Origin of the sequence: Streptomyces sp. R28, assembly GCF_041052385.1 — a bacterium.
Classification (GTDB): Bacteria; Actinomycetota; Actinomycetes; order Streptomycetales; family Streptomycetaceae; genus Streptomyces.
This window is the reverse complement of the sequence record NZ_CP163439.1, coordinates 2,947,474-2,971,068: the sequence shown is the minus strand read 5'-3', so window position 1 is coordinate 2,971,068 and position 23,595 is coordinate 2,947,474. Positions and strand designations below refer to the sequence as shown.

The window sequence follows — 23,595 nt, the reverse complement described above, 5'->3', positions numbered from 1 at the left end:
CCCGGCCGCCCTTCGTGCTCGGGCAACGGACCAGGCCTCGCATCGCCCACGGGCAACGGATCAGGCCTCGCATCGCGCACGGGCAATGAGCCCGGCTGTGCTCCCTGCAAGGGCACTGCACGCGACCGCGCACTGCAAGCGGGCAACGGGCCAGACCGCGCATCGCGCTCGGGCAATGAGCCAGGCCGCGTGTCGTGCACACCGTGCACGGGCAGCGGGTTCAGCCACGCACTCCGCACAGATGCAGCAACGCCGCGACGCCCCGATAGGGATCCGTCTTCCCGGCCCGCTCCTCGACCGCCAGCAACGCCTCCACGTCCGCCGGGACCTCCGCCCCGTCGGCCGCCGTGTCGGTGAACACCCGCACGCCGTACCAGGCGTGCAGCGGCGCCCCGATCCCCGCCAGCGTCGCCGTCAGGTCCGTGAGCCGGTCCGCCCGTACGTCGAGCCCCAGCCGGTTCCGGTAGGCGGTGGTGTCGAAGGAGGCGAGCGCCCCGGACCAGTCCCCACCCAGTCCCGGCCGCATGGCCAGCGCGTCGCCGTTGCGTACGAGCAGCGACAGCAGTCCGCCCTGGGCGAGCATCCGGGCCAGCCCGGCCAGCAGCGGATCGGGCTCCTCGATGTACATCAGCACGCCGTGGCACAGCACGACGTCGAAGCTGCCCGGCAGAAAGTGGACGCCGGTGTCCCGTCCGTCCCCCTGGACGATGCGGACCCGCTCCCGGATGCCCTCGGGCTCGCCGGCGAGCTCCTCCCGGGCCGTCGCGATCATCTTCGGGTCCTGCTCGACGCCGGTCACCTGATGCCCGGCCCTGGCCAGGCGCAGCGCCTGCGTGCCCTGGCCCATCCCCACGTCGAGCACCCGCAGCCGCTGCCCGACCGGGAACCGCCCGGCTATCTGCTCGTCGAGCTGCCGGGCCACCAGCTCCTGTCGTACGACATCGCGCAGCCCGCCCAACTTACTGAGCCACGCGTCGGCCGCACCCCCGGTGAAAGCAGCTGTGCTCAGGGCCGCTCTCCGCGCTTGACCTGCGGCTTCGGCAGGCGGAGCCGGCGCATCTGCAGGGAACGCATCAGCGCGTAGGCGACGGCACCACGCTTGGGGGTGTCGGGGAAGCGCTCGGCGAGCTGCTTCTTCAGACGGAAGCCGGTGACGGCCGAGTCGAGCACGATGAGCACGATCACGATCAGCCACAGCAGCAGCGCGATGTTCTGCAGCGCCGGTACCTGCACCATGCTCAGCACGAGGATGACCACGGCCATCGGCAGGAAGAACTCCGCGATGTTGAAGCGCGAGTCGATGAAGTCACGCGCGAACTTGCGGACCGGACCCTTGTCGCGGGCCGGCAGATACCGCTCGTCGCCCCCGGCCAGCGCCTGGCGCTGCCTCTCCAGGGCGGCCCGGCGCTCCTCGCGCTGGCGCTTGGCGGCATCCTTGCGCGTCAGCGACGTGTTGGCCACGCTGCGACGCTGCGACTGGGCGTCGCTGCGCTTGGGCGTGGGGCGGCCCTTCGGGGCCTCGGGGTGACGGGTCTGAGTGGAGTCGGTCACCAGCGCCTTGTCGGCGGCCTGGGCCTTCTCTTCCTTGGCACGGCTACGGAACACAAAACCCAAGGGTACGGGGTGCCGGGGCATGGACGTCAGCCCGGAGGGGAACGATCCGGCAACACCAGTCGTCGTAGGGGGACAGAGGGGACGTTGCAGACGGTTCGTTCGGCGGTCACGGGGAAGGCACTCGGGCGGCACCGGGTGGACACTCATGAAACCCACTCATGAGCCGCCCCTGGGTCACCAGGGAGTCACCTACTCCTTACGCCGGAGCGGGAGCGTCAGCAGTCGTCCTTGGGGATGAGCGCATCCGTCCCCGAACAGTGCGTCAATGGATGCAGGGCCCGTACTGTGGGTTCTGTCGCAGAGCTGGAGCTGGACGTCAGAAGGGGGCGCGCGAAGCCCATGAGCGGTGTCATGAAGCGTATGGGGATGATCTTCCGCGCGAAGGCGAACAAGGCCCTTGACCGGGCCGAGGACCCGCGCGAGACCCTCGATTACTCGTACCAGAAGCAGCTGGAGCTGCTCCAGAAGGTCCGCCGCGGCGTCGCGGACGTCGCCACGTCGCGCAAGCGCCTGGAACTCCAGCTCAACCAACTCCAGCAGCAGTCGACCAAGCTGGAGGACCAGGGCCGCAAGGCACTCGCGCTCGGCCGTGAGGACCTGGCCCGCGAGGCGCTCTCGCGCCGTGCCGCCCTCCAGCAGCAGGTGACGGACCTGGAGACACAGCACGCGACCCTGCAGGGCGAGGAGGAGAAGCTCACCCTCGCGGCCCAGCGCCTGCAGGCGAAGGTCGACGCCTTCCGTACGAAGAAGGAGACGATCAAGGCCACCTACACCGCGGCCCAGGCCCAGACCCGGATCGGCGAGGCGTTCTCCGGCATCTCGGAGGAGATGGGCGACGTCGGCCTGGCGATCCAGCGGGCGGAGGACAAGACGGCCCAGCTCCAGGCGCGGGCCGGGGCGATCGACGAACTCCTCGCCTCCGGCGCCCTGGACGACCAGTCCGGGATGCACAAGGACGACCTCCAGGCCGAGCTGGACCGGCTCTCCGGTGGTACGGATGTAGAGCTGGAACTGCAGCGCATGAAGGCGGAGCTGGCGGGAGGTTCGTCGGGCGGCCAGCAGGCCATCGAGGGCGGCAACGGCCAGTCGCAGTCCCAGCAGCAGCCGCAGGACACCCCGCGCTTCGACAAGCAGTAGCCGAGGTCCGGGGCCCACGCCGAGGAGGGCGAGATGGGCGACATGATCGTCCGGATCATGGGTGAAGGGCAGGTGAAGCTGTCCGACAGCCACCTGCCCGAGCTGAACAAGCTCGACGACGAGCTCCTGGTGGAAATGGAGAACGGCGACGGGCCCGGCTTCCGCCGCACCCTCGACGCACTCCTGTCCAAGGTCCGTGAACTCGGCGAGCCCCTGCCCGACGACTCCCTGGAACCGTCGGAACTGATCCTCCCGTCGCCGGACGCGACGCTGGAGGAGGTCCGTGAGCTGCTGAGCGACGATGGGTTGATCCCGGGCTGAGCTGGGGTGTCGGCTCAGGTATTTCAGCCTGTCCGGCGTTTCAGGACGAGGCCCGTTCAGGGCCGAAGCGGGGGTCTGGGGGCGGCAGCCCCCAGCAGACGCGCACTGCAACGCCGGGCACACGACACAAGGAACCCCCAGTTGGCCCCCGTTCCAAGCCCCGCAGGGATACGCGTCCGGCGGCACCTCAAGGCGCACCCCATGGCGCTGGACGCCGCGTTGGCGGTGGGCGTACTGGCCTGCATGGTGGCCGGCTCGTTCGTGGACCCGCATGGCGAGAACGGGGTCAGCTGGGGCCTGCGCACCCCGGACGCGCTCAGCCTCCTGCTCATGACCCTCGGCGCCGCGGCCCTGGTCTTCCGCCGCCGCGCCCCCCTGCCGGTCCTCGCCCTCACCGGCAGCTTCTCCCTCGTCGAATGCGTCAGCGGCGACCCCCGCGCCCCGGTCGCGATGTCCGCGGTCATCGCCCTCTACACCGTCGCCTCGACCACCGACCGCACCACCACCTGGCGCGTAGGCCTGCTCACCATGACCGCCCTGACCGCATCCGCCATGCTCGCCGGCCCGCTGCCCTGGTACGCCCAGGAGAACCTCGGCATCTTCGCCTGGACCGGCATCGGTGCCACCGCCGGCGACGCGGTCCGCAGCCGCCGTGCCGTCGTGGCCGCCATCCGCGAGCGCGCCGAACGGGCGGAGCGCACCCGCGAGGAGGAGGCCCGGCGCCGCGTCGCCGAGGAGCGCCTCCGTATCGCCCGGGACCTGCACGACGTCGTCGCCCACCACATCGCCCTCGTCAACGTCCAGGCCGGCGTCGCCGCCCACGTCATGGACAAGCGGCCCGACCAGGCCAAGGAGGCCCTCGCCCACGTACGCGAGGCCAGCCGCTCCGCGCTCAACGAACTCCGTGCGACGGTCGGCCTGCTCCGCCAGTCCGGCGACCCCGAGGCCCCCACCGAACCCGCTCCCGGCCTCGCCCGCCTCGACGAACTCGCGGGCACCTTCCGCAGCGCGGGCCTCCAGGTGGAGGTCGCCCGCACCGACCAGGGCACCACGCTCCCCGCCGCCGTCGACCTGGCCGCCTACCGCGTCATCCAGGAGGCCCTCACCAACGTGCAGAAGCACGCGGGCTCGGAGGCGAAAGCCGAGGTCAGCGTCGTCCGCGTGGGGCCGAACATCGAGATCACCGTCCTCGACGACGGCGCCGGCAAGGACGACACGACCGAGGGCGGCGGCCACGGCCTGCTCGGCATGCGCGAGCGCGTCACCGCCCTGCGCGGCACCCTCACCACCGGCCCCCGCTACGGGGGCGGTTTCCGCGTCCATGCGATCCTGCCGCTCAAGAGCCGCACCCGCGCCGCGGAAGACGCCGTATGACGTATGAGAACCGAAGCGGAAGACGCCGTATGACCACCGAAGACGCGGTACGCCACACGACAGACGAGGACCCCGCATGACCATCCGCGTCCTGCTCGCCGACGACCAGGCCCTCCTCCGCAGCGCCTTCCGGGTGCTGGTCGACTCCGAGCCCGACATGGAGGTCGTCGGGGAGGCGTCCGACGGGGCGGAGGCGGTGCGGCTGGCCAAGGAGGAGCGGGCGGACATCGTACTGATGGACATCCGGATGCCCGGCACCGACGGCCTCGCCGCCACCCGCATGATCAGCGCCGACCCGTCCCTCGCCCATGTCCGCGTCGTCATCCTCACCACCTTCGAGGTCGACGACTACGTCGTGCAGTCGCTGCGCGCCGGTGCCTCCGGCTTCCTCGGCAAGGGCTCCGAACCCGACGAACTGCTCAGCGCCATCCGCGTCGCGGCCGGCGGCGAGGCCCTGCTGTCCCCGGCCGCCACCAAAGGGCTGATCGCCCGCTTCCTCGCCCAGGGCGACGGAGCGGACGACGACCGCGACCCCGCCCGCGCCGAGCGGCTCGACGCGCTCACCGTCCGGGAGCGCGAGGTCCTGGTCCAGGTCGCCGGCGGGCAGTCCAACGACGAGATCGCCGAGCGCCTCGAGGTCAGCCCGCTGACCGTGAAGACGCACGTCAACCGGGCCATGTCCAAGCTCGGCGCCCGCGACCGGGCCCAGCTCGTGGTGATCGCGTACGAGTCCGGGCTGGTACGTCCAAGGGTGGAGTGACCTTCGACGGGCGTACTGCGCCCGGAGTATGCGCCGTATAAGGAAATGGACCTGGGGCCTACGAAACCGGGCTCCCCGATGGCTCAGGGTGTAAGGGCGGGCGCTCACATGTGCGCCACAGACGCCCCTGCCACGTCCGCTGCCCACTTCTGCCGCTCACAGAAGAGAGACCCTGACCCATGTCCTGGCTGTCGAGATTCAGCCTTGCCCAACGTGCCCTGATCGGCCTGATGTCGATCATCGCGATCGCCTTCGGTGCCATCGCGATACCCCAGCTCAAGCAGCAGCTGCTGCCCTCCATCGAACTGCCCATGGTGTCCGTGCTGGCGCCGTACCAGGGCGCCTCACCGGACGTGGTCGAGAAGCAGGTCGTCGAGCCCATCGAGGACAGCCTCGAAGCCGTCGACGGCATCACCGGCGTCACCTCCACCGCGAGCGAGGGCAACGCCGTGATCATGGCGTCCTTCGACTACGGCCCCGACACCCAGCAGCTCGTCGCCGACGTCCAGCAGGCCGTCAACCGGGCCCGCGTCCAGCTGCCGGACGCCGTGGACCCGCAGGTCATCGCCGGTTCCACGGACGACATCCCGACCGTCGTCCTCGCCGTCACCTCCGGCCAGGACCAGCAGGCCCTGGCCGACCAGCTCGACCGGACCGTCGTCGCGGGCCTGAAGGACATCGACGGCGTCGGCCAGGTCACCGTCGACGGCGTACGGGACCTCCAGGTCACCGTCACGCCGGACGACGCGAAGCTGGCCAAGGCGGGGCTGACCTCGGCCGCGCTCTCCCAGGCCCTGCAGGCGGGCGCCGCCACCGTCCCGGCGGGCTCCTTCGACGAGGACGGCGACAACCGCACGGTCCAGGTGGGCGGTGGCTTCACCTCGGTCCAGCAGATCGAGGACCTCATGGTCACCGGCGAGGGCGCTTTCGCTGCCGGGAAGAAGCCGGTCCGCCTCGGTGACGTGGCCGACGTCAAGCAGGAGCAGGCCGCGGCCGACTCCATCACCCGCACCGACGGCAAGCCGTCCCTCGCGGTCGCGGTCACCATGGACCGCGACGGCAGCGCGGTCGCGATCTCGGACGCGGTGCGCGACAAGCTCCCGGAGCTGCGGAAGGACCTCGGCTCGGACGCCACGCTCACCGTGGTCAGCGACCAGGGCCCGGCGGTGAAGAAGTCCATCGACGGCCTGACCACCGAGGGCGCCCTCGGCCTGCTCTTCGCGGTCCTCATCATCCTGGTCTTCCTCGCGTCGATCCGCTCGACGCTGGTGACCGCGGTCTCCATCCCGCTGTCGGTCGTCCTCGCCCTGATCGTGCTGTGGACGCGCGACCTGTCGCTGAACATGCTGACGCTCGGCGCGCTCACCATCGCCATCGGCCGCGTCGTCGACGACTCGATCGTGGTGCTGGAGAACATCAAGCGGCACCTCGGCTACGGCGAGGAGCGTGAGGAGGCCATCCTCAAGGCGGTCCGCGAGGTCGCCGGAGCGGTCACCTCCTCCACCCTCACCACGGTCGCCGTCTTCCTGCCGATCGGCCTGGTCGGCGGCATGGTGGGCCAGCTGTTCGGCTCGTTCAGCCTGACGGTGACAGCCGCGCTGCTGGCCTCGCTGCTGGTCTCGCTGACGGTCGTACCGGTCCTGTCGTACTGGTTCCTGCGCGCCCCGAAGGGCACCCCGGCGGACGCCGACGAGGCCCGCCGGGCGGCGGAGGAGAAGGAGGCGAAGAGCAGGCTCCAGCGCTTCTACGTCCCCGTCCTGCGGTTCGCGACGCGCCGCCGGCTGACCAGCGTGCTGCTCGCGATCGTCATCCTCATCGGCACGTTCGGCATGGCGCCGCTGCTGAAGACGAACTTCTTCGACCAGGGCGAGCAGGAAGTGCTCACCGTCAAGCAGGAGTTGAAGCCGGGCACCAGCCTGGCGGCCACCGACGAGGAGGCCAAGAAGGTCGAGAAGCTGCTCGACGGCATCAAGGGCGTGAAGGACTACCAGGTCACGGTCGGCTCGTCCGGCTTCATGGCGGCCTTCGGCGGCGGCACCGACACCAACCAGGCGTCGTACCAGGTGATGCTGGAGGACTCGGCGTCGTACGACGAGGTGCAGGACCGCATCGAGGCGGGCCTGAAGGAGCTCGACGGCATCGGTACGACCACCATCGCGGCCGGCGACGGCTTCGGCGCCCAGGACCTGAGCGTCGTCGTGAAGGCGGCCGACGCGGGCGTCCTGCGCACGGCGGCCGAGCAGGTCCGGGGGGCGGTGGCCGGTCTGGACGACGTCACGGACGTGACCAGCGACCTGTCGCAGAGTGTGCCGCGCATCTCGGTCAAGGCCAACGACAAGGCGGCCGCGGCCGGTTTCAACGACCAGACCCTCGGCATGGCCGTCGCCCAGGCGGTCCGCGGCAACACGGCGGCCCAGGCGACCCTCGACGACACCGAGCGCGACATCGTCATCAGGTCGGCGAAGCCCGCGAAGACGCTGAAGCAGCTTCAGGACCTGCGCCTGGGCCCGGTGAAGCTCGGCGACATCGCGGACGTGAAGCTGGTGGACGGCCCGGTCTCGATGACCCGGATCGACGGTCAGCGGGCCGCCACGATCACCGCAAAGCCGACCGGCGACAACACGGGCGCGGTGAGCGCGGACCTCCAGTCCAAGATCAACGGCCTGACCCTCCCGGCGGGCGCGACGGCCGAGATCGGCGGTGTCTCGCAGGACCAGGACGACGCGTTCGCCAACCTGGGTCTGGCGATGCTCGCGGCGATCGCGATCGTCTTCATGCTGCTGGTGGCGACCTTCCGCTCGCTGGCCCAGCCACTCATCCTGCTCGTGTCGATCCCGTTCGCGGCGACCGGCGCGATCGGCCTCCTGGTGGCGACCGGCACCCCGATGGGCGTCCCCGCGATGATCGGCATGCTGATGCTGATCGGCATCGTGGTGACGAACGCGATCGTGCTGATCGACCTCATCAACCAGTACAGGAAGCAGGGTTACGGCGTCGTGGAGGCCGTGATCGAGGGCGGCCGGCACCGGCTGCGCCCGATCCTCATGACGGCCCTGGCGACGATCTTCGCGCTGCTCCCGATGGCCCTGGGCGTCACCGGCGAGGGCGGCTTCATCGCCCAGCCGCTGGCGGTGGTCGTGATCGGCGGTCTGATCACCTCGACCATGCTGACGCTGCTGCTCGTTCCGACGCTCTACACGATGCTGGAGCTCCGCAAGGAGCGCCGGGCGAAGAAGCGGGCGGCGAGGAAGGCCAAGAAGGCCGGGGCGCCCGCTCAGCAGGCGGAATCGGGGGAGCCCGAACCCGCGGGAGTGTGACGGCCCTCGTCGTCCAGGACGACGGTCACGGTCCAGAACGACGACGGTCACGATCCACGGCGGCCGGGCCCCGATCCACAAAGGTCGGGGACCCGGCCGCCGCCGTACCCGGGTTACGTATTCTGTGGCCTCGAACTGCTCTGCGGCGGAAGGGGATTCGCGCGTGCCGCTGCACAGGGACGACCCGAAGTCGGTCGGCGGCTACAAGCTGGTCGACCGGCTCGGGGCCGGAGGCATGGGGATCGTCTACCGGGGCAGGGCACGCTCGGGCCGCGAGGTCGCCGTCAAGGTGGTGCACGCCCAGTACGCCGAGGACAAGGTCTTCCGTGCCCGCTTCCTCCAGGAGATCGAGTCCGTCCGCAAGGTGAGCGGCGCCTTCACCGCGCCGGTCGTGGACGCCGACCCCGAGGCGGTACGGCCCTGGATGGCCACCCAGTACGTGCCCGGCCGCTCCCTCGCCGACCGGATCCGCGAGCAGGGCGCGCTGCGCGGCGGCGAACTGCGGCAGGTGGCCCTGGGGCTGGTGGAGGCCCTGCGGGAGATCCACCGGGCGGGGGTGGTGCACCGTGACCTCAAGCCGGCCAACGTCCTGATGGCCGCGGACGGTCCCCGCGTCATCGACTTCGGCATCTCCCGGGCCGCCGAGAACCACAACACCCTCACCGAGACCGGCCAGATGATCGGCACCCCGCCCTTCATGTCACCGGAACAGCTCACCGACGCCCGCAAGGTCGGCCCTGCCTCGGACGTCTTCTCGCTCGGCGCGCTGCTGGTGTTCTGCATCACGGGCCGGGGCCCCTTCGACGCCGACAGCCCCTATCTGACCGCTTACCGGGTCGTCCACAACGAGCCCGTACTGGAGGGGGTGGCGAGCCCGCTGCGCACCGTCCTGGAGCGGTGCCTGGCCAAGGAGACCAAGGACCGGCCCGGACTCGACGAACTGGCCCACGAGTTCGCGGCCGTCCTGCCCGAGCCCGCGGAGGACGATCCGCCCACGACGACCCTGCGTGCGGGCGCACCGCGGGCCGGCGCGGAGACCGACCCGGGCAGCGCCGTCGACCGCACCGCCGCCGGCTCCGGCCGCCGCAGCCGTGCGCGTCCGTTGTGGGCCGCGGTCGGCACGGTCGGCGTGCTCGGCCTGGGGCTCCTGGGCTATATGCGGTACGGGCCGGGTTTCGCGGACGACCCGTCGTCGGTGAGCCCCGACCCGGCCGCCGCGTCCGCCGCGTCCCGCTGGGCAGCCCTCCCGGCCGGCTGGAAGCCGTGGCGGACGGGGGTGACCGAGACCGCCGCGAGCGGGGTGACCAAGGCGCCGGACGTGAACGGTGCGGACGTGGCGCCGCACTGCGCGGTGGACCAGGGCTCCGTCTACTGCGGCGGCAACGCACTCCTCCCGGAACGGATCGACGGCGCCACCGGCAAGACCCTCTGGCGCGCCGGCATCGCGCCGGCCGGCATCCCCGCGGACCGGTACACCTCGACGGTCGTCGGGGCCGACGGCGATGTGGTGCTCGTCCAGCTGCTCGTCAACAACGCGTCCGGCTTCACCCAGGAGCAGTCCCTCGTCGCCCTCGACCGCGACAGCGGCGAGGAGGCCTGGTCCCGGAAGGTGCACAACGGCAGCCCGGGGTCGATCGACGTCGCCGGACTGGTCCTCATGCAGGAGGCCGACGGCCGGACGGTGACCGCCCGCTCGGCGGCCGACGGCAAGGAGCGCTGGACGATACCCCTGCCGGCGAAGCACTTCTGCACCCTGCTCGACGTGGCGGACCGTCCGTACATCGAGTGCGTCACCGACGCGGCGGACGACGACACGCAGTTCATCGTCGTCGACCCCTCCGACGGCTCCGTGCGGCGCCTGGCCTCGCCCGCGGACAGCGGCAGCTTCGTCGGCACCCTCGACGGGAAGCTGCTGTTCGTGGAGTCGGACGCGGAAGCGGACGTGGTCGCGGCCGGCCGAGACCTGACGTACACCCGTATCGTGTGCGTCGACCCCGAGAGCGGGAAGCGCGAGGTGACGGAACTGCCCCAGCGGTACCGGGGGACCGTGGCCCTGGCGCGCGGCACGCTCTACTTCTCCAACTCCACCGGCCAGGTGACCGCCGCCTCGCCGCTGACGGGAGTGAAGGTGTGGGAGACCCGCACCACCGTGGAGTCGCCCGGCCAGGTCATGGTGGACGCCACCGGGCGCACCGCGTACGTGGCCAGTGGGAGCGGACGGGTGGCGGCCCTGGACGCGGCGCGCGGCACCCCGCTGTGGGAGTCCTCCACCCGCGCCGAGGTCCTGGCCAGCGGGATCACGCCCGTCGTGCTGTTCGACAAGGGCGCCCTGGTGGTGGCGACCGCCGACGGCACGGTCTTCACCCTCGACCCGGCCCACCCCGACCGGACACCGGTCTCGGCGGGGTGAGCGCGGGCCGCGGCGGACGGGCTACGGCAGCGCCAGCATCCGCTCCAGCGCCAGCTTCGCGAACGCCTCCGTCTCCTTGTCGACCTCGATGCGGTTGACCAGGTTGCCCTCGGCCAGCGACTCCAGGGTCCAGACCAGGTGGGGGAGGTCGATGCGGTTCATGGTCGAGCAGAAGCAGACCGTCTTGTCGAGGAAGACGATCTCCTTGCCCTCCGGCGCGAAACGGTTCGCCAGACGGCGTACGAGGTTCAGCTCGGTCCCGATGGCCCACTTGGAGCCGGCCGGGGCGGCCTCCAGGGCCTTGATGATGTACTCCGTCGAGCCGACGTAGTCCGCCGCCGCCACGACCTCGTGCTTGCACTCGGGGTGGACCAGGACGTTCACGCCCGGGATCCGCTCGCGCACGTCGTTCACCGACTCCAGGCTGAAGCGGCCGTGCACCGAGCAGTGGCCGCGCCACAGGATCATCTTCGCGGCCCGCAGCTCGTCGGCGGTCAGCCCGCCGTTCGGCTTGTGCGGGTTGTAGACGACACAGTCCTCCAGGGACATGCCCATGTCCCGGACCGCGGTGTTGCGGCCGAGGTGCTGGTCGGGCAGGAACAGCACCTTCTCGCCCTGCTCGAAGGCCCAGTCCAGGGCCCGCTCGGCGTTGGACGAGGTGCAGATCGTGCCGCCGTGCTTGCCCGTGAACGCCTTGATGTCGGCGGACGAGTTCATGTACGACACCGGCACGACCTGCTCGGCTATGCCTGCCTCGGTCAGCACGTCCCAGCACTCGGCGACCTGCTCGGCCGTCGCCATGTCGGCCATCGAGCAGCCGGCGGCGAGGTCGGGGAGGACGACCTTCTGGTCGTCGGACGTCAGGATGTCCGCCGACTCCGCCATGAAGTGCACACCGCAGAAGACGATGTACTCGGCCTCCGGGCGCGCGGCCGCGTCGCGGGCCAGCTTGAAGGAGTCGCCGGTCACGTCCGCGAACTGGATGACCTCGTCGCGCTGGTAGTGGTGGCCGAGCACGAAGACCTTGTTCCCGAGCTTCTCCTTGGCCGCGCGGGCGCGCTCGACCAGGTCGGGGTCGGAGGGCGAGGGTAGGTCGCCGGGGCACTCGACGCCCCGCTCGCTCCTCGGGTCCGCCTCACGGCCGAGCAGCAACAGGGCGAGCGGAGTCGGCTGTACGTCGAGCTCCGTGGTCTGGGCGGTGGTCACGACACGCACCCTTTCTGCTTTTCGTCGAACTGACGTTATCTATCATAACCCGGTTCACGTCACTTTGACGATGGTCATAACGTCGATGTGACATGAATCCCGATGAGGCGTTTTCCGCTTCCGGCCGCATGTGCGAGCATGAAGAAGGCGCCGGAAAATGCCGGTGCCCGGCCCGGAATGAATCCGCGGCCTTGCCGGTTGGACCAGTCGGCAAGCAGTCTCCGTACAACCCGGGAGAGATGTAGATGTCCGTATCGGACGAGACCGGCACCGTCACCGACGGCATCATCCTGTCCGACGCCGCCGCGGCGAAGGTCAAGGCCCTGCTCGACCAGGAAGGCCGTGACGACCTGGCCCTGCGCGTCGCCGTTCAGCCCGGCGGCTGCTCCGGCCTGCGTTACCAGCTCTTCTTCGACGAGCGCTCGCTCGACGGCGACGTGGTCAAGGACTTCGGCGGCGTCAAGGTCGTCACCGACCGCATGAGCGCCCCGTACCTGGGCGGCGCGTCCATCGACTTCGTCGACACCATCGAGAAGCAGGGCTTCACGATCGACAACCCGAACGCGACGGGCTCCTGCGCCTGCGGCGACTCCTTCAACTGAGCCCGGCTGAGCCAGCCCGGCCGAAACGCGGGAAGGCGGCGGCCCCCTCCGACGGGGCCGCCGCCTTCCCGCGTCCGCGGGGCCTTACCGGGCCCCGGACGTCTGCGGTGCGTCCGGAAGCCGCGTCCCGGGCTTCTCCAGCGGGATCGCCCGCCCGTCCGAGCCCACGACCTTGCGGCCACCGAGCGGCTCGTCCAGCTGCACGGTCTTGTGGAACACCTTGGCGATCATGATGCAGATCTCGCCCGGCTGAGTGGTCCCGGTCACCCGGACCCTCACCTGGTCCTCGCTCTCGCTCGCCGTCACCTTGTACTCGGCGCACACGCCGCCCGTGAAGGCCACGGTCAGTTCCCTGCCGTCGACGGTATAGCCGTCCACCGCCACGTTCTCCGTGATCGGCGCCGAGGTCGGCTCGTCCTTCGGCTCGGTCGGCCGCGGCGTCGGCTGCCCGCTCGGCTCCTCGGACGGCGTGGCCGAGACCAGGTACTTCGGGTCGACGGCCGGATACGTCACCGTGAAACTGTCCTGCGCGCCCGGCGCCCGCACCTGGAACAGCCAGGACGGCACCAGCGTCTGCCGGGTGTCCACGTAGTGCGACGCCAGCCCGAACACCGCCTTCTCGACCGTGACGGTGTCCTTGGCCGGCGCCCCCGTCGAGGCCTCCGCCCCGCAGGGCGCCTCCAGGCGGTCCTTCAGCGGTACGGGGCTGGCGCAGCCGCCTATGCCCATGCGGTGGTCGGTCCCCGGCGCCGCGTTCATCAGCCCGAGCGTCTTCTCGGCATCCAGCACGGGGTACGTGTCACCCTTCACCGGCGCCTTCAACTGGCCGCTTCCGCCGACCACTTCGCCCTGGGCGCTCACGGTGACCCCGGTCGTCCAGCCGTACGTGGGCAGCCCGCCGACCAAGGGGCTGGCGTTCACAACCCGCTGGGCGCCCATGAGCTCGCTCGCGTCGAGCTTCGCGTCGTCCTGGCCCACCGCCTTGAGGATCGGTGCGGCGGCCTTCTTCGCGGCGTCCTCGCTCACCGGGTCGGCGGCAGGGTCCGGGGCGTCCTTGTGGCAGACGGTGCTGCTCTCACAGTTGTCGGTGCCGGGTGCGTACCGGGAGAACGTCCAGGTCCCCGGCGCCTGCTTGTCCACCTGCAGACTGGGCCCCGCCCCGTCCTGCGCCCCGACCTTCCAGGTCTGCCCCTGCGCCACCGGCGTCCCGTCCACGCCGAGCGCCTCGGCCAGCCGGGCGACCTGGTCCGCGCCGACCTCACCCTGGGCCCGGTACACCGGCGCCGAGCCGGGCCCGTCCGCCAGCTCCCCGTCGGCCTTGTACGTGACGCCGTACGGGTTGGGCTCCCCGGGCGCGATGCCTTTGCCACCGCCCTCGGTGTAGCCGTCGAGGTGCAGCGGCGGCGGAGTGCCACCGCCGGACGCCCCCGACGTCGTACCTCCGCCCGACCCTCCGGACGCACTCGCGGCGAGGTAGGCCCCGCCCCCGCCGACGAGCAGCACGGCGGCAGCGACGGAGGCGATGACCACGGGGGACCGGCGCCGGGCGCCGTCGTGGGCGCCGTCGTGCCGGTGGTCGGCGGCAAGGTCGAGGGCGGCGGGGTCGGAGGTCTCGGCTGCGGGAGCAGCGGGGGCCGCCGGGGGAGCGGCAGGAGCCGGGCCGGCGGCGGGGGCGACAGAAGCGGCGGCAGTCGCCGGGTCCGGGGCCGAGGCCCCCTCCGCATCGCCCTTCTCCGTATCGCCCTTCTCCGCAGCGGCCTCCTGCGAGGCGTCCTCACCCTCAAAGACGGCCTCGTCGGCCCCGCCGCCCTCGGTACCCTCGGCGCCAGGAGCTCCGCCCGCCGCCTCACCCTCGGCTCCGAGCCCCTCCGCACGGACGGCGTCCTTCTCCGCCCGTGCCTCCTCCGTGTCCTTGCCGGAGGCGCCCGCATCGTCGTTGTCGGGTCGCTCGGTGTTCACCGCATCGCTCCTTCGGCTGCGCACATGTCCCTTGACCCTGACCCGGCCCTGTCAAAAGGCCGGCTATCGGGTCGTATCCCGCATCCCCTTTACGGGGGACAGCGATGGGACGCAGCGGGGGAGCGCACGGTTCCCTGAAAGGCGCCGATTCGGCCGCCGGAGTTCGATCGGTCGCCCTGGCCCGATCAGTCGCCGTAGTCCGACATCGCGTCCAGCAGCCGCGCCGACTTCGGCGGCACGGTCACTCCATGGATGAGTGACGGGGAGACCGGACGGGAAAGGACACGGTCGGGAGCGGTCCAGTGGGGAGCCATCCGCGCGCAGTCACCGCGCAACGACGCCAGGTCGCCCTCCAGGTCGATCGGAGCCGGGGCATGGACCTCGATTTTCGTCATAGCCGAACCGTAGACACGCAGGAGCTCGCGAAGAAAGATCTACTATCGGGTAGTTTCGACTGCTTCAGAGTCCAGGGCGTGAACGGTAGCGTGGACTGTCAACCCAACCTCCCCGCAGGAGACTCCACGCCGTGCGCATCGCAGTCACCGGCTCCATCGCCACTGACCACCTCATGACCTTCCCCGGCCGTTTTGCCGACCAGTTCGTCGCGGACCAGCTGCACACGGTCTCGCTCTCGTTCCTGGTCGACAACCTGGACGTACGCCGGGGCGGCGTAGGCGCGAACATCGCCTTCGGCATGGGACAACTGGGCACGCAGCCGATCCTGGTCGGCGCCGCGGGCTCCGACTTCGACGAGTACCGGGCCTGGCTGGACCGGCACGGCGTCGACACCGGCTCGGTCCGCATCTCCGAGACGCTGCACACCGCCCGCTTCGTCTGCACCACCGACGCCGACCACAACCAGATCGGCTCCTTCTACACCGGTGCGATGAGCGAGGCCCGTCTCATCGAGCTGAAGACCGTCGCGGACCGCGTCGGCGGCCTCGACCTGGTCCTCATCGGCGCCGACGACCCCGAGGCGATGCTCCGCCACACGGAGGAGTGCCGCTCCCGTCAGATCCCCTTCGCCGCGGACTTCTCCCAGCAGATCGCCCGCATGAACGGCGACGAGATCCGGATACTGCTGGACGGAGCGACGTACCTCTTCTCGAACGAGTACGAGAAGGGCCTCATCGAGTCCAAGACCGGCTGGACGGACGAGGAGATCCTGTCCAAGGTCGGCCACCGTGTCACGACCCTCGGCTCGCGCGGCGTGCGCATCGAGCAGGTCGGCCAGGACCCGATCGAGGTCGGCTGCCCGGAGGAGGACCGCAAGGCCGACCCCACGGGCGTCGGCGACGCCTTCCGCGCCGGGTTCCTCTCCGGCCTCGCCTGGAACGTCTCGCTGGAGCGGGCCGCGCAGGTCGGCTGCATGCTGGCGACGCTCGTCATCGAGACCGTCGGCACGCAGGAGTACCGGCTGCGCCGGGCGCACTTCATGGACCGCTTCACCAAGGCGTACGGGCATGACGCCGCCGCCGACGTCCAGGCACACCTGAGCTGACGCTCCGCCCCTCGGGGAGTTCAGCTCACCCGGCGGACCAGGTACGCCGTCCCCTGGTCCGCCGGTTCCTCACCGACGTACTCCTGCCCCCGCATCTGGCACCACGCCGGGATGTCCAGCCGGGCCGCCTCGTCGTCCGCGAGTACCCGGACCGTGCCGCCCACGGGCACCTCGCCGATGACCTTGGCCAGCTCGATGACCGGAAGCGGACAGAGCTTGCCGATCGCGTCCACGACCAGGACGTCGTCCCGTACGACAGTGCTGGGCACCGGCGCCCCGAGCTTCTCCCGTACGGACGCCACGGCCCCCGGCAGCACCTCCAGGAACCGCTCGACGTCCTCCGCCGCCGTCCCGAACGGCAACGACACCCGCACGTTCCCCTCGCTCAGCACCCCCATCGCCTTCAGCACATGGCTGGGCGTCAACGTGCTGCTCGTACAGGACGAACCCGACGAGACCGAGAACCCGGCGCGGTCCAGCTCGTGCAGCAGTGTCTCCCCGTCGACATAGAGACAGGAGAAAGTGACGACGCCGGGCAGCCGCCGCACCGGATCGCCGACCACCTCCACGTCCGGCACCAGCCCCGGCACCCGCGCCCGGATCCGCTCCGTCAGCTCCCGCAGCCGTACCGCCTCTTGGGCCGCCTCCGCCTGTACGGCACGCAGCGAGGCCGCCGCGGCGACGATCGCCGGGATGTTCTCGAACCCGGCCGCCCGCCCCGACTCCCGCTCGTCCGCGGGCCCTTGCGCGGCGAACCGCACCCCTTTGCGCACGACGAGCAGCCCGACCCCCGCCGGCCCACCCCACTTGTGGGCGCTCCCGGTCAACACCGACCAGTCACCCTCGACGCGCCCCCACCCGAGCGACTGCGCCGCATCCACCAACAACGGCACCCCGGCGTCCCGGCACACCCCGGCCACTTCCGCCACCGGTTGCTCGGTCCCCACCTCGTGGTTGGCCGACTGAAGACACGCGAGCGCGGTGTCCGGCCGAAGGGCATCGGCGTACGCCCGCACCGCCACCGCCCCCGCTCGGTCCACCGCGATCTGGGTGACCGACCACCCGTCGGCCTCGTGCGCGTCAGCCGCATGGAGCACAGAGGAGTGTTCGACGGCGGACACCATCAGGTGACGCCCGATGCGCCGCCGCCCGGCCAACACCCCGGCGACACCCGAGTGGACGGCTTTCGTCCCCGAAGAGGTGAACACCAACTCGTCGGCCCGGCACCCCACAGCCTCGGCAGCGGCCTCCCGAGCGGCGTCCAGCAGCATCCGGGCCTTGCGACCCTCCCGGTACAGGCGTGCAGGATCAGCCCACCCGTCGTCGAGTGAGGCCTGCAGAGCCTGCCGAGCAACAGGATGAAGAGGAGCACTGGAAGCAGCGTCGAAATAGCCCACACGGCAACGCTAACCGCCGGTCGCTGCAACGTCCCTCAAGGGGCGCGGGGAACTGCGCGAGCAACCACAACAGACCCGCAGCCGCCAATCAAGCGAACCCCCCACTCCAGTAGGCCCCCCTCCCCGCGAACCCCCGGAGAGCGTCGGCTAGGGTTTGGTCCGCATAAACATCCAAACCCCTGCCCGACGCAGGGCGGCGACCGACCAGCGAGAAGGCCGCAGCCACAACCGCGCGGGCGAGACTCTCGGGAAGGCGCTACGTGAGTCCCAACGGCTCCGACCGCTCGCCGCGGCGCCCGATGCGGCGGAAGCTGCTGCAGGCAATGACTGCGGGCCTGGTCTTGGCGACAGCCACCGGTTGCTCGTACAACTGGGAAGACTTCCCTCGCCTTGGTATGCCCACCCCGGCCACGGAAGAGGCTCCGCGGATCCTCTCACTGTGGCAGGGGTCGTGGGCGGCCGCGCTCGCCACGGGCGTGCTGGTCTGGGGCCTGATCCTGTGGAGCACCATCTTCCACCGGCGCAGCCGCACCAAGGTCGAGGTCCCTCCGCAGACCCGGTACAACATGCCGATCGAGGCGCTGTACACGGTGGTCCCGCTCATCATCGTCTCGGTGCTCTTCTACTTCACGGCCCGCGACGAGACGAAGCTCCTCACCCTCAAGGACAAGCCCGACCTCACGGTCAACGTCGTGGGCTACCAGTGGAGCTGGGCCTTCAACTACGTCCAGCCCGTCGACGGTTCCACCGGTGACGCGAAGACCGACAAGAACCTGGCCGCCATTCCGGACCGGTTCAAGGAGGACTTCCCGGCGAACGCGGGCGGTGTCTACGACGCCGGCACCCCCGGTACGCGGAACCCGGACACGGGCAACCCGGGTCCGACCCTGTGGCTTCCCAAGGGCAAGACGGTCCGCTTCGTCCTCACCTCGCGTGACGTCATCCACTCGTTCTGGGTGGTGCCGTTCCTGATGAAGCAGGACGTCATCCCGGGCCACACCAACGCCTTCGAGGTGACCCCCAACAAGGAGGGCACCTTCCTGGGCAAGTGCGCCGAGCTGTGCGGCGTCGACCACTCCCGGATGCTGTTCAACGTGAAGGTCGTCTCCCCCGACGAGTACGAGCAGCACCTCAAGGACCTCGCCAAGAAGGGGCAGACCGGTTACGTTCCCGCCGGCATCGCGCAGACGGGCCACGAGAAGAACCGGGAGACGACAAACCTGTGAGCATCCTCAACGAACCCCAGGGTGCCGCGGCAGCTGAGGACTCGTACGAGAACGAGCTGCCGGTCAGGCGCAAGCAGCCCGGCAATGTCGTGGTCAAGTGGCTCACCACCACCGACCACAAGACGATCGGAACGCTGTACCTCGTCACGTCGTTCGTGTTCTTCGTGATCGGCGGCGTGATGGCGCTGCTCATGCGTGCCGAGCTGGCCCGTCCGGGCCTGCAGATCATGTCGAACGAGCAGTTCAACCAGGCGTTCACGATGCACGGCACGATCATGCTGCTGATGTTCGCGACGCCGCTGTTCGCCGGTTTCACGAACTGGATCATGCCGCTGCAGATCGGCGCGCCCGACGTGGCGTTCCCGCGGCTGAACATGTTCGCCTACTGGCTCTACCTCTTCGGCTCGACGATCGCGGTGGGCGGTTTCCTCACCCCGAACGGCGCGGCCGACTTCGGCTGGTTCGCCTACTCCCCGCTGTCGGACGCGGTCCGCTCGCCGGGCATCGGCGCCGACCTGTGGATCATGGGTCTGGCCTTCTCCGGCTTCGGCACGATCCTCGGTGCGGTCAACTTCATCACCACCATCATCTGCATGCGCGCCCCCGGCATGACGATGTTCCGCATGCCGATCTTCGTGTGGAACGTGCTGCTGACCGCGGTGCTGGTCCTGCTGGCCTTCCCGGTCCTGGCGGCCGCGCTGTTCGCGCTGGAGGCGGACCGAAAGTTCGGCGCCCACGTCTTCGACTCGGCCAACGGCGGAGCGTTGCTGTGGCAACACCTCTTCTGGTTCTTCGGCCATCCAGAGGTGTACATCATCGCCCTGCCGTTCTTCGGCATCATCTCCGAGGTCATCCCGGTCTTCTCCCGCAAGCCGATGTTCGGCTACATGGGTCTGATCGCGGCGACCATCGCGATCGCGGGTCTGTCGGTGACGGTGTGGGCGCACCACATGTACGTCACCGGCGGTGTGCTGCTGCCGTTCTTCTCCTTCATGACGTTCCTCATCGCCGTACCGACCGGCGTGAAGTTCTTCAACTGGATCGGAACGATGTGGAAGGGCTCGTTGTCCTTCGAGACACCGATGCTCTGGGCGACCGGCTTCCTGATCACCTTCACCTTCGGTGGTCTGACCGGCGTCATCCTGGCCTCGCCGCCGATGGACTTCCACGTCTCCGACTCGTACTTCGTGGTGGCGCACTTCCACTACGTCGTCTTCGGCACGGTCGTCTTCGCGATGTTCTCCGGCTTCCACTTCTGGTGGCCGAAGATGACCGGCAAGATGCTCGACGAGCGCCTCGGCAAGATGACCTTCTGGACGCTGTTCATCGGCTTCCACGGCACCTTCCTCGTCCAGCACTGGCTGGGTGCCGAGGGCATGCCGCGCCGTTACGCCGACTACCTCGCGGCCGACGGCTTCACCGCCCTGAACACGATCTCGACGATCAGCTCGTTCGTGCTCGGCGCGTCGCTGCTGCCCTTCTTCTACAACGTGTGGAAGACGGCCAAGTACGGCAAGCCGGTCGGCGTCGACGACCCGTGGGGCTACGGCCGCTCGCTCGAGTGGGCGACGTCCTGCCCGCCGCCGCGGCACAACTTCCTCACTCTGCCGCGGATCCGTTCCGAATCCCCGGCGTTCGACCTGCATCACCCTGAGATCGCCGCTCTCGACCAGCTCGAGAACGCACCTCACGGTGAGAAGGCTCTGGCTGGTGGCAAGGAGGCCGGCAAGTGAAGGTTCAGGGCAAGATGTTCATCTGGCTGGCCGTCTTCATCCTCGCCATGGCGGTTGTCTATGGCGTGTGGTCGAAGGAGCCGGCCGGCACCACGGCCCTCTTCCTGGCCTTCGGTCTGTCCATCATGATCGGCTTCTACCTGGGCTTCACGGCCCGGCGGGTCGACACGGGCGCCCAGGACAACAAGGAGGCGGACGTCGCGGACGACGCCGGCGAGGTCGGGTTCTTCAGCCCGCACAGCTGGCAGCCGCTCTCCCTCGCGATCGGTGGCGCCTTCGCCTTCCTGTCGATCGCGATCGGCTGGTGGCTGATGTACTTCTCGGCGCCGCTGATCATGATCGGCCTCTGGGGCTGGGTCTTCGAGTACTACCGCGGTGAGAACCGCACCCAGTAACACGAGCTGAGCTCATCAGGAGCCCGGACACTCCGTCAGGAGTGTCCGGGCTCCTGCGTTTGCCGCAATCAGGATCACCCGTACGCGCTATCCGGCGCGCCATGGCTGACGTGCCTTCCTAGCGTGAGGCCATGAGCAAAACACCGCGCACGAGCACCGTCATAGGCTGCACGCTCCTGCTGATCGCGCTCGGCGCGAGCGCGATCAGCTGCGGCAGCGACGGCAACCCGCTGTCCGCCGAGCCGTACGACGCGGCAGACCAGATCGCCTTCAACGGTCCCGCGGGCGACGGCGAGAAGGCCGACCCGGACAAGCCCCTGGAGATCACCGCGGAGGACTCCGACGGCCGTATCACGGACGTCACGGCCAGGGACGCCGCAGGACGCTATGTGGCGGGCGAACTCTCCGCCGACGGCACCCGTTGGCACAGCACCTCTCCGCTGGCCGCCAACGCCCGCTACACGGTGCGTGTGAGCACCGAGGACGAGGACGGCGCCCCCGGCCGCAAGGTCCTCACCTTCGACACCAGCAAGCCGACCACCAAGAAGCACCTGACGGTGGAGTTCGGCCCCAAGGCGGGCACATACGGCGTGGGCCAGCCCGTCACGGCCGAACTGAACCTGCCCGTCAAGGACACAAAGCAGCGGCAGATAGTCGAGCGGGCCCTCAAGGTCGACTCCACGCCCGCCGTGGAGGGAACCTGGCACTGGGTGGACGACAAGGAACTCCACTACCGCCCCAAGGAGTACTGGCCCACCAACGCCACCGTCCAGGCCCGCAGCAACCTCGAAGGCATCAAGGTCGGCGACCGCCTCTGGGGCGGCAAGGCCAAGCCCCTGACGATCACCATCGGCGACCAGGTCATCGCCGTCACGGACGCCGCGTCCCACCAGCTGACGCTCTACCGCAACGGCGAGGAGGTCAGGTCGATACCGGTCACGACCGGCAAGCCCGGCTTCGAGACCCGCAACGGCGTCAAGGTCGTCCTGGGCAAGGAGTACTTCGTACGTATGCGCGGCACCAGCATCGGCATATCCGAGGGCTCCGCAGACTCGTACGACCTACCGGTCTACTACGCCACCCGGGTGACCTGGAGCGGCGAGTACGTCCACGCCGCCCCCTGGTCGGTCGGCTCCCAGGGCTACGCCAATGTCAGCCACGGCTGCACCGGCATGAGCACCGCCAACGCCGAGTGGTTCTTCGACAACGTCCGCGAGGGCGACATCGTCAAGGTCATCAACTCGTACGGCAACACGATGGAAGCGTTCGGCAACGGCTTCGGCGACTGGAACCTGCCCTGGAAGAAGTGGCGGGGCGGCAGCGCGTTGGTCGGCGGCACCCCTGATGGCCCAAGCCCCTCCGAGAGGGCAAGACTGAGGCCGCAGAGCGTTTGAAGCTCAAGCCGCCGAGGCCCTAGGCACTCTGAAGCCTCATCGACCGCAACAGAGCCGCCAGCGCCGCCGCGAACTCCACCGGCTCCACAGGCAACGTCACCGCCGCCTCGGCCCGGCTCCACGTGGCCAGCCACGCATCCTGAGGCCGCCCGATCAGCAGCAGCACCGGCGGGGCGTTGAACACCTCGTCCTTGATCTGGCGGCAGACCCCCATGCCCCCCATCGGCACGGCCTCACCGTCCAGCACACAGACGTCGATGCCGCCCTTGTCCAGCTCGCGCAGCACCCCCGCCGGCGTCGCGCACTCCACGAACTCCACTACAGGCACGTCCGGAGCGGGTCGGCGCCCCGTAGCCAACCTCACCTGCTCGCGGGTGTTGGAGTCGTCGCTGTAGACCAGCACCGTGGCGGTCGGCTGCATTGTTCCTCCGTGACGTCAGCGTCGTAAGGACAGGCCCGTTGGGCCGGATGCTACTCCCTTGAACACCACGTCAACACCGGTTTGAAGGGGGAAGACACTCCGAACGGCACCCCCCGGAGTGAGGGCGGGATAAGCGACCGACATAATGTCGGTCGTGGCGACAGCAACGACAGTAGACAAGGGTCACGCGCACCCGTCGGTCAACCGACCGAACCTCACCAGCGTCGGAACCATCATCTGGTTGAGTTCCGAGCTGATGTTCTTCGCGGCCCTCTTCGCGATGTACTTCACCCTGCGATCGGTGACCGGTCCGGACTTCTGGCACGAGAAGGCGGCCGCCCTGAACTTCCCGTTCTCGGCGACGAACACCACGATCCTGGTGCTCTCCTCCCTCACGTGCCAGCTCGGCGTCTTCGCCGCCGAGCGCGGCGACGTGAAGAAGCTCCGGGGCTGGTTCATCGTCACCTTCATCATGGGTGCGATCTTCATCGGCGGTCAGGTGTACGAGTACACCGAGCTGGTCAAGCACGAGGGCCTCTCGCTCTCGTCCGACCCGTACGGCTCGGTCTTCTACCTGACCACCGGTTTCCACGGCCTGCATGTGACGGGCGGTCTGATCGCCTTCCTGCTGGTCCTCGGCCGCACCTATGCGGCGAAGAGGTTCACGCACGAGCAGGCGACCGCCGCGATCGTCGTGTCCTACTACTGGCACTTCGTCGATGTCGTCTGGATCGGCCTCTTCGCCACGATCTACATGATCAAGTAGCCGGGCCCGATCCCGCGCGCGTTCCACAAACGCACATACCCAAGCATCGACGCAGAAGATCC

Annotated in this window: 20 protein-coding genes; 13 read left to right on the top strand and 7 right to left on the bottom strand. The window is 69.7% G+C overall.

Going from position 1 to position 23,595, the window contains the following annotated elements:
- Window positions 1-220: 220 nt before the first annotated feature.
- Together AB5J49_RS13075 and AB5J49_RS13070 are read right to left on the bottom strand one after the other, a co-directional pair.
- Window positions 221-922: a class I SAM-dependent methyltransferase gene (locus tag AB5J49_RS13075; protein WP_369175118.1), complete on the bottom strand. Its 702-nt coding sequence runs from the start codon at window positions 920-922 to the stop codon at window positions 221-223.
- 83 nt (window positions 923-1,005) lie between these two features.
- Window positions 1,006-1,635, bottom strand: a complete 630-nt coding sequence (locus AB5J49_RS13070) for a DUF3043 domain-containing protein (RefSeq protein ID WP_369168780.1) — start codon at window positions 1,633-1,635, stop codon at window positions 1,006-1,008.
- 339 nt (window positions 1,636-1,974) lie between these two features.
- On the opposite strand from AB5J49_RS13070, the gene AB5J49_RS13065 reads away from it, so the two are divergent.
- The 6 genes from AB5J49_RS13065 to AB5J49_RS13040 all read left to right on the top strand — a co-directional run bounded on the left by AB5J49_RS13065 (window position 1,975) and on the right by AB5J49_RS13040 (window position 10,933).
- Window positions 1,975-2,751 (top strand): PspA/IM30 family protein, encoded by a 777-nt coding sequence (locus AB5J49_RS13065; protein WP_369175117.1) that lies wholly within the window; start codon window positions 1,975-1,977, stop codon window positions 2,749-2,751.
- 42 nt (window positions 2,752-2,793) lie between these two features.
- The gene (locus AB5J49_RS13060) at window positions 2,794-3,072 is read left to right on the top strand and encodes a hypothetical protein (protein ID WP_302003820.1); all 279 of its coding nucleotides are present in this window, start codon (window positions 2,794-2,796) and stop codon (window positions 3,070-3,072) included.
- Between the two features lie 201 nt (window positions 3,073-3,273).
- On the top strand, window positions 3,274-4,446 hold the full coding sequence (locus AB5J49_RS13055) for a sensor histidine kinase (RefSeq protein ID WP_369168779.1): 1,173 nt from the start codon (window positions 3,274-3,276) through the stop codon (window positions 4,444-4,446).
- A gap of 76 nt (window positions 4,447-4,522) precedes the next feature.
- Window positions 4,523-5,206 carry a response regulator gene (locus tag AB5J49_RS13050; RefSeq protein ID WP_369168778.1) on the top strand — a complete coding sequence of 228 codons (684 nt, stop codon included), beginning with the start codon at window positions 4,523-4,525 and terminating at the stop codon, window positions 5,204-5,206.
- Between the two features lie 179 nt (window positions 5,207-5,385).
- Window positions 5,386-8,523: an efflux RND transporter permease subunit gene (locus tag AB5J49_RS13045; protein ID WP_369168777.1), complete on the top strand. Its 3,138-nt coding sequence runs from the start codon at window positions 5,386-5,388 to the stop codon at window positions 8,521-8,523.
- A gap of 163 nt (window positions 8,524-8,686) precedes the next feature.
- On the top strand, window positions 8,687-10,933 hold the full coding sequence (locus AB5J49_RS13040) for a PQQ-binding-like beta-propeller repeat protein (RefSeq protein ID WP_369168776.1): 2,247 nt from the start codon (window positions 8,687-8,689) through the stop codon (window positions 10,931-10,933).
- Window positions 10,934-10,954: 21 nt separating this feature from the next.
- On the opposite strand, the gene nadA is transcribed toward AB5J49_RS13040, so the two are convergent.
- Window positions 10,955-12,139 carry a quinolinate synthase NadA gene (gene nadA, locus AB5J49_RS13035; protein ID WP_369168775.1) on the bottom strand — a complete coding sequence of 395 codons (1,185 nt, stop codon included), beginning with the start codon at window positions 12,137-12,139 and terminating at the stop codon, window positions 10,955-10,957.
- A 245-nt stretch (window positions 12,140-12,384) separates the two neighbouring features.
- Here nadA and AB5J49_RS13030 point away from each other — a divergent pair, with 245 nt between their 5' ends.
- Window positions 12,385-12,741: an iron-sulfur cluster assembly accessory protein gene (locus AB5J49_RS13030; protein ID WP_356016021.1), complete on the top strand. Its 357-nt coding sequence runs from the start codon at window positions 12,385-12,387 to the stop codon at window positions 12,739-12,741.
- A gap of 84 nt (window positions 12,742-12,825) precedes the next feature.
- On the opposite strand, the gene AB5J49_RS13025 is transcribed toward AB5J49_RS13030, so the two are convergent.
- Window positions 12,826-14,700 (bottom strand): hypothetical protein, encoded by a 1,875-nt coding sequence (locus tag AB5J49_RS13025; protein WP_369168774.1) that lies wholly within the window; start codon window positions 14,698-14,700, stop codon window positions 12,826-12,828.
- A 185-nt stretch (window positions 14,701-14,885) separates the two neighbouring features.
- Entirely contained in the window at window positions 14,886-15,095 is a 210-nt protein-coding gene (locus AB5J49_RS13020) for a hypothetical protein (protein WP_302001302.1), read from the bottom strand.
- A 131-nt stretch (window positions 15,096-15,226) separates the two neighbouring features.
- On the opposite strand from AB5J49_RS13020, the gene AB5J49_RS13015 reads away from it, so the two are divergent.
- Window positions 15,227-16,201: a carbohydrate kinase family protein gene (locus AB5J49_RS13015; protein WP_369168773.1), complete on the top strand. Its 975-nt coding sequence runs from the start codon at window positions 15,227-15,229 to the stop codon at window positions 16,199-16,201.
- Between the two features lie 20 nt (window positions 16,202-16,221).
- Here the strand turns inward: AB5J49_RS13015 and AB5J49_RS13010 are convergent, their stop codons facing one another.
- Window positions 16,222-17,598: a cysteine desulfurase/sulfurtransferase TusA family protein gene (locus AB5J49_RS13010; RefSeq protein ID WP_369168772.1), complete on the bottom strand. Its 1,377-nt coding sequence runs from the start codon at window positions 17,596-17,598 to the stop codon at window positions 16,222-16,224.
- Window positions 17,599-17,858: 260 nt separating this feature from the next.
- Between AB5J49_RS13010 and coxB the strand changes: the two genes are divergently transcribed.
- The 4 genes from coxB to AB5J49_RS12990 all read left to right on the top strand — a co-directional run bounded on the left by coxB (window position 17,859) and on the right by AB5J49_RS12990 (window position 22,346).
- Window positions 17,859-18,824, top strand: coding sequence for a cytochrome c oxidase subunit II (coxB, locus tag AB5J49_RS13005; protein ID WP_369168771.1), 966 nt, complete (start codon window positions 17,859-17,861; stop codon window positions 18,822-18,824).
- Complete coding sequence (gene ctaD, locus AB5J49_RS13000; RefSeq protein WP_369168770.1) at window positions 18,821-20,557, top strand: cytochrome c oxidase subunit I; 1,737 nt, start codon at window positions 18,821-18,823, stop codon at window positions 20,555-20,557. The genes coxB and ctaD overlap by 4 nt, the downstream gene beginning before the upstream one ends.
- The gene (locus AB5J49_RS12995) at window positions 20,554-20,952 is read left to right on the top strand and encodes a cytochrome c oxidase subunit 4 (RefSeq protein WP_369168769.1); all 399 of its coding nucleotides are present in this window, start codon (window positions 20,554-20,556) and stop codon (window positions 20,950-20,952) included. Before ctaD ends, AB5J49_RS12995 begins: the two co-directional genes overlap by 4 nt.
- A gap of 131 nt (window positions 20,953-21,083) precedes the next feature.
- A complete protein-coding gene (locus AB5J49_RS12990; protein WP_369168768.1) occupies window positions 21,084-22,346 on the top strand; it encodes an Ig-like domain-containing protein in 1,263 nt (420 codons plus the stop codon).
- A 19-nt stretch (window positions 22,347-22,365) separates the two neighbouring features.
- Here the strand turns inward: AB5J49_RS12990 and AB5J49_RS12985 are convergent, their stop codons facing one another.
- Window positions 22,366-22,767 (bottom strand): hypothetical protein, encoded by a 402-nt coding sequence (locus tag AB5J49_RS12985; protein ID WP_369168766.1) that lies wholly within the window; start codon window positions 22,765-22,767, stop codon window positions 22,366-22,368.
- A 145-nt stretch (window positions 22,768-22,912) separates the two neighbouring features.
- On the opposite strand from AB5J49_RS12985, the gene AB5J49_RS12980 reads away from it, so the two are divergent.
- Window positions 22,913-23,533, top strand: a complete 621-nt coding sequence (locus AB5J49_RS12980) for a heme-copper oxidase subunit III (RefSeq protein ID WP_031483278.1) — start codon at window positions 22,913-22,915, stop codon at window positions 23,531-23,533.
- The last annotated feature ends 62 nt before the right edge of the window (window positions 23,534-23,595 follow it).

Coding starts and splice junctions, on each gene's coding strand:
- AB5J49_RS13030 (WP_356016021.1), top strand. CDS start 12,385: ATGTCCGTATCGGACGAGACCGGCACCGTCACCGACGGCATCATCCTG.
- AB5J49_RS13045 (WP_369168777.1), top strand. CDS start 5,386: ATGTCCTGGCTGTCGAGATTCAGCCTTGCCCAACGTGCCCTGATCGGC.
- AB5J49_RS13055 (WP_369168779.1), top strand. CDS start 3,274: ATGGCGCTGGACGCCGCGTTGGCGGTGGGCGTACTGGCCTGCATGGTG.
- AB5J49_RS12980 (WP_031483278.1), top strand. CDS start 22,913: ATGTCGGTCGTGGCGACAGCAACGACAGTAGACAAGGGTCACGCGCAC.
- AB5J49_RS13050 (WP_369168778.1), top strand. CDS start 4,523: ATGACCATCCGCGTCCTGCTCGCCGACGACCAGGCCCTCCTCCGCAGC.
- AB5J49_RS13020 (WP_302001302.1), bottom strand. CDS start 15,095: ATGACGAAAATCGAGGTCCATGCCCCGGCTCCGATCGACCTGGAGGGC.
- AB5J49_RS13060 (WP_302003820.1), top strand. CDS start 2,794: ATGATCGTCCGGATCATGGGTGAAGGGCAGGTGAAGCTGTCCGACAGC.
- AB5J49_RS12985 (WP_369168766.1), bottom strand. CDS start 22,767: ATGCAGCCGACCGCCACGGTGCTGGTCTACAGCGACGACTCCAACACC.
- AB5J49_RS12990 (WP_369168768.1), top strand. CDS start 21,084: ATGAGCAAAACACCGCGCACGAGCACCGTCATAGGCTGCACGCTCCTG.
- AB5J49_RS13065 (WP_369175117.1), top strand. CDS start 1,975: ATGGGGATGATCTTCCGCGCGAAGGCGAACAAGGCCCTTGACCGGGCC.
- AB5J49_RS13070 (WP_369168780.1), bottom strand. CDS start 1,635: ATGCCCCGGCACCCCGTACCCTTGGGTTTTGTGTTCCGTAGCCGTGCC.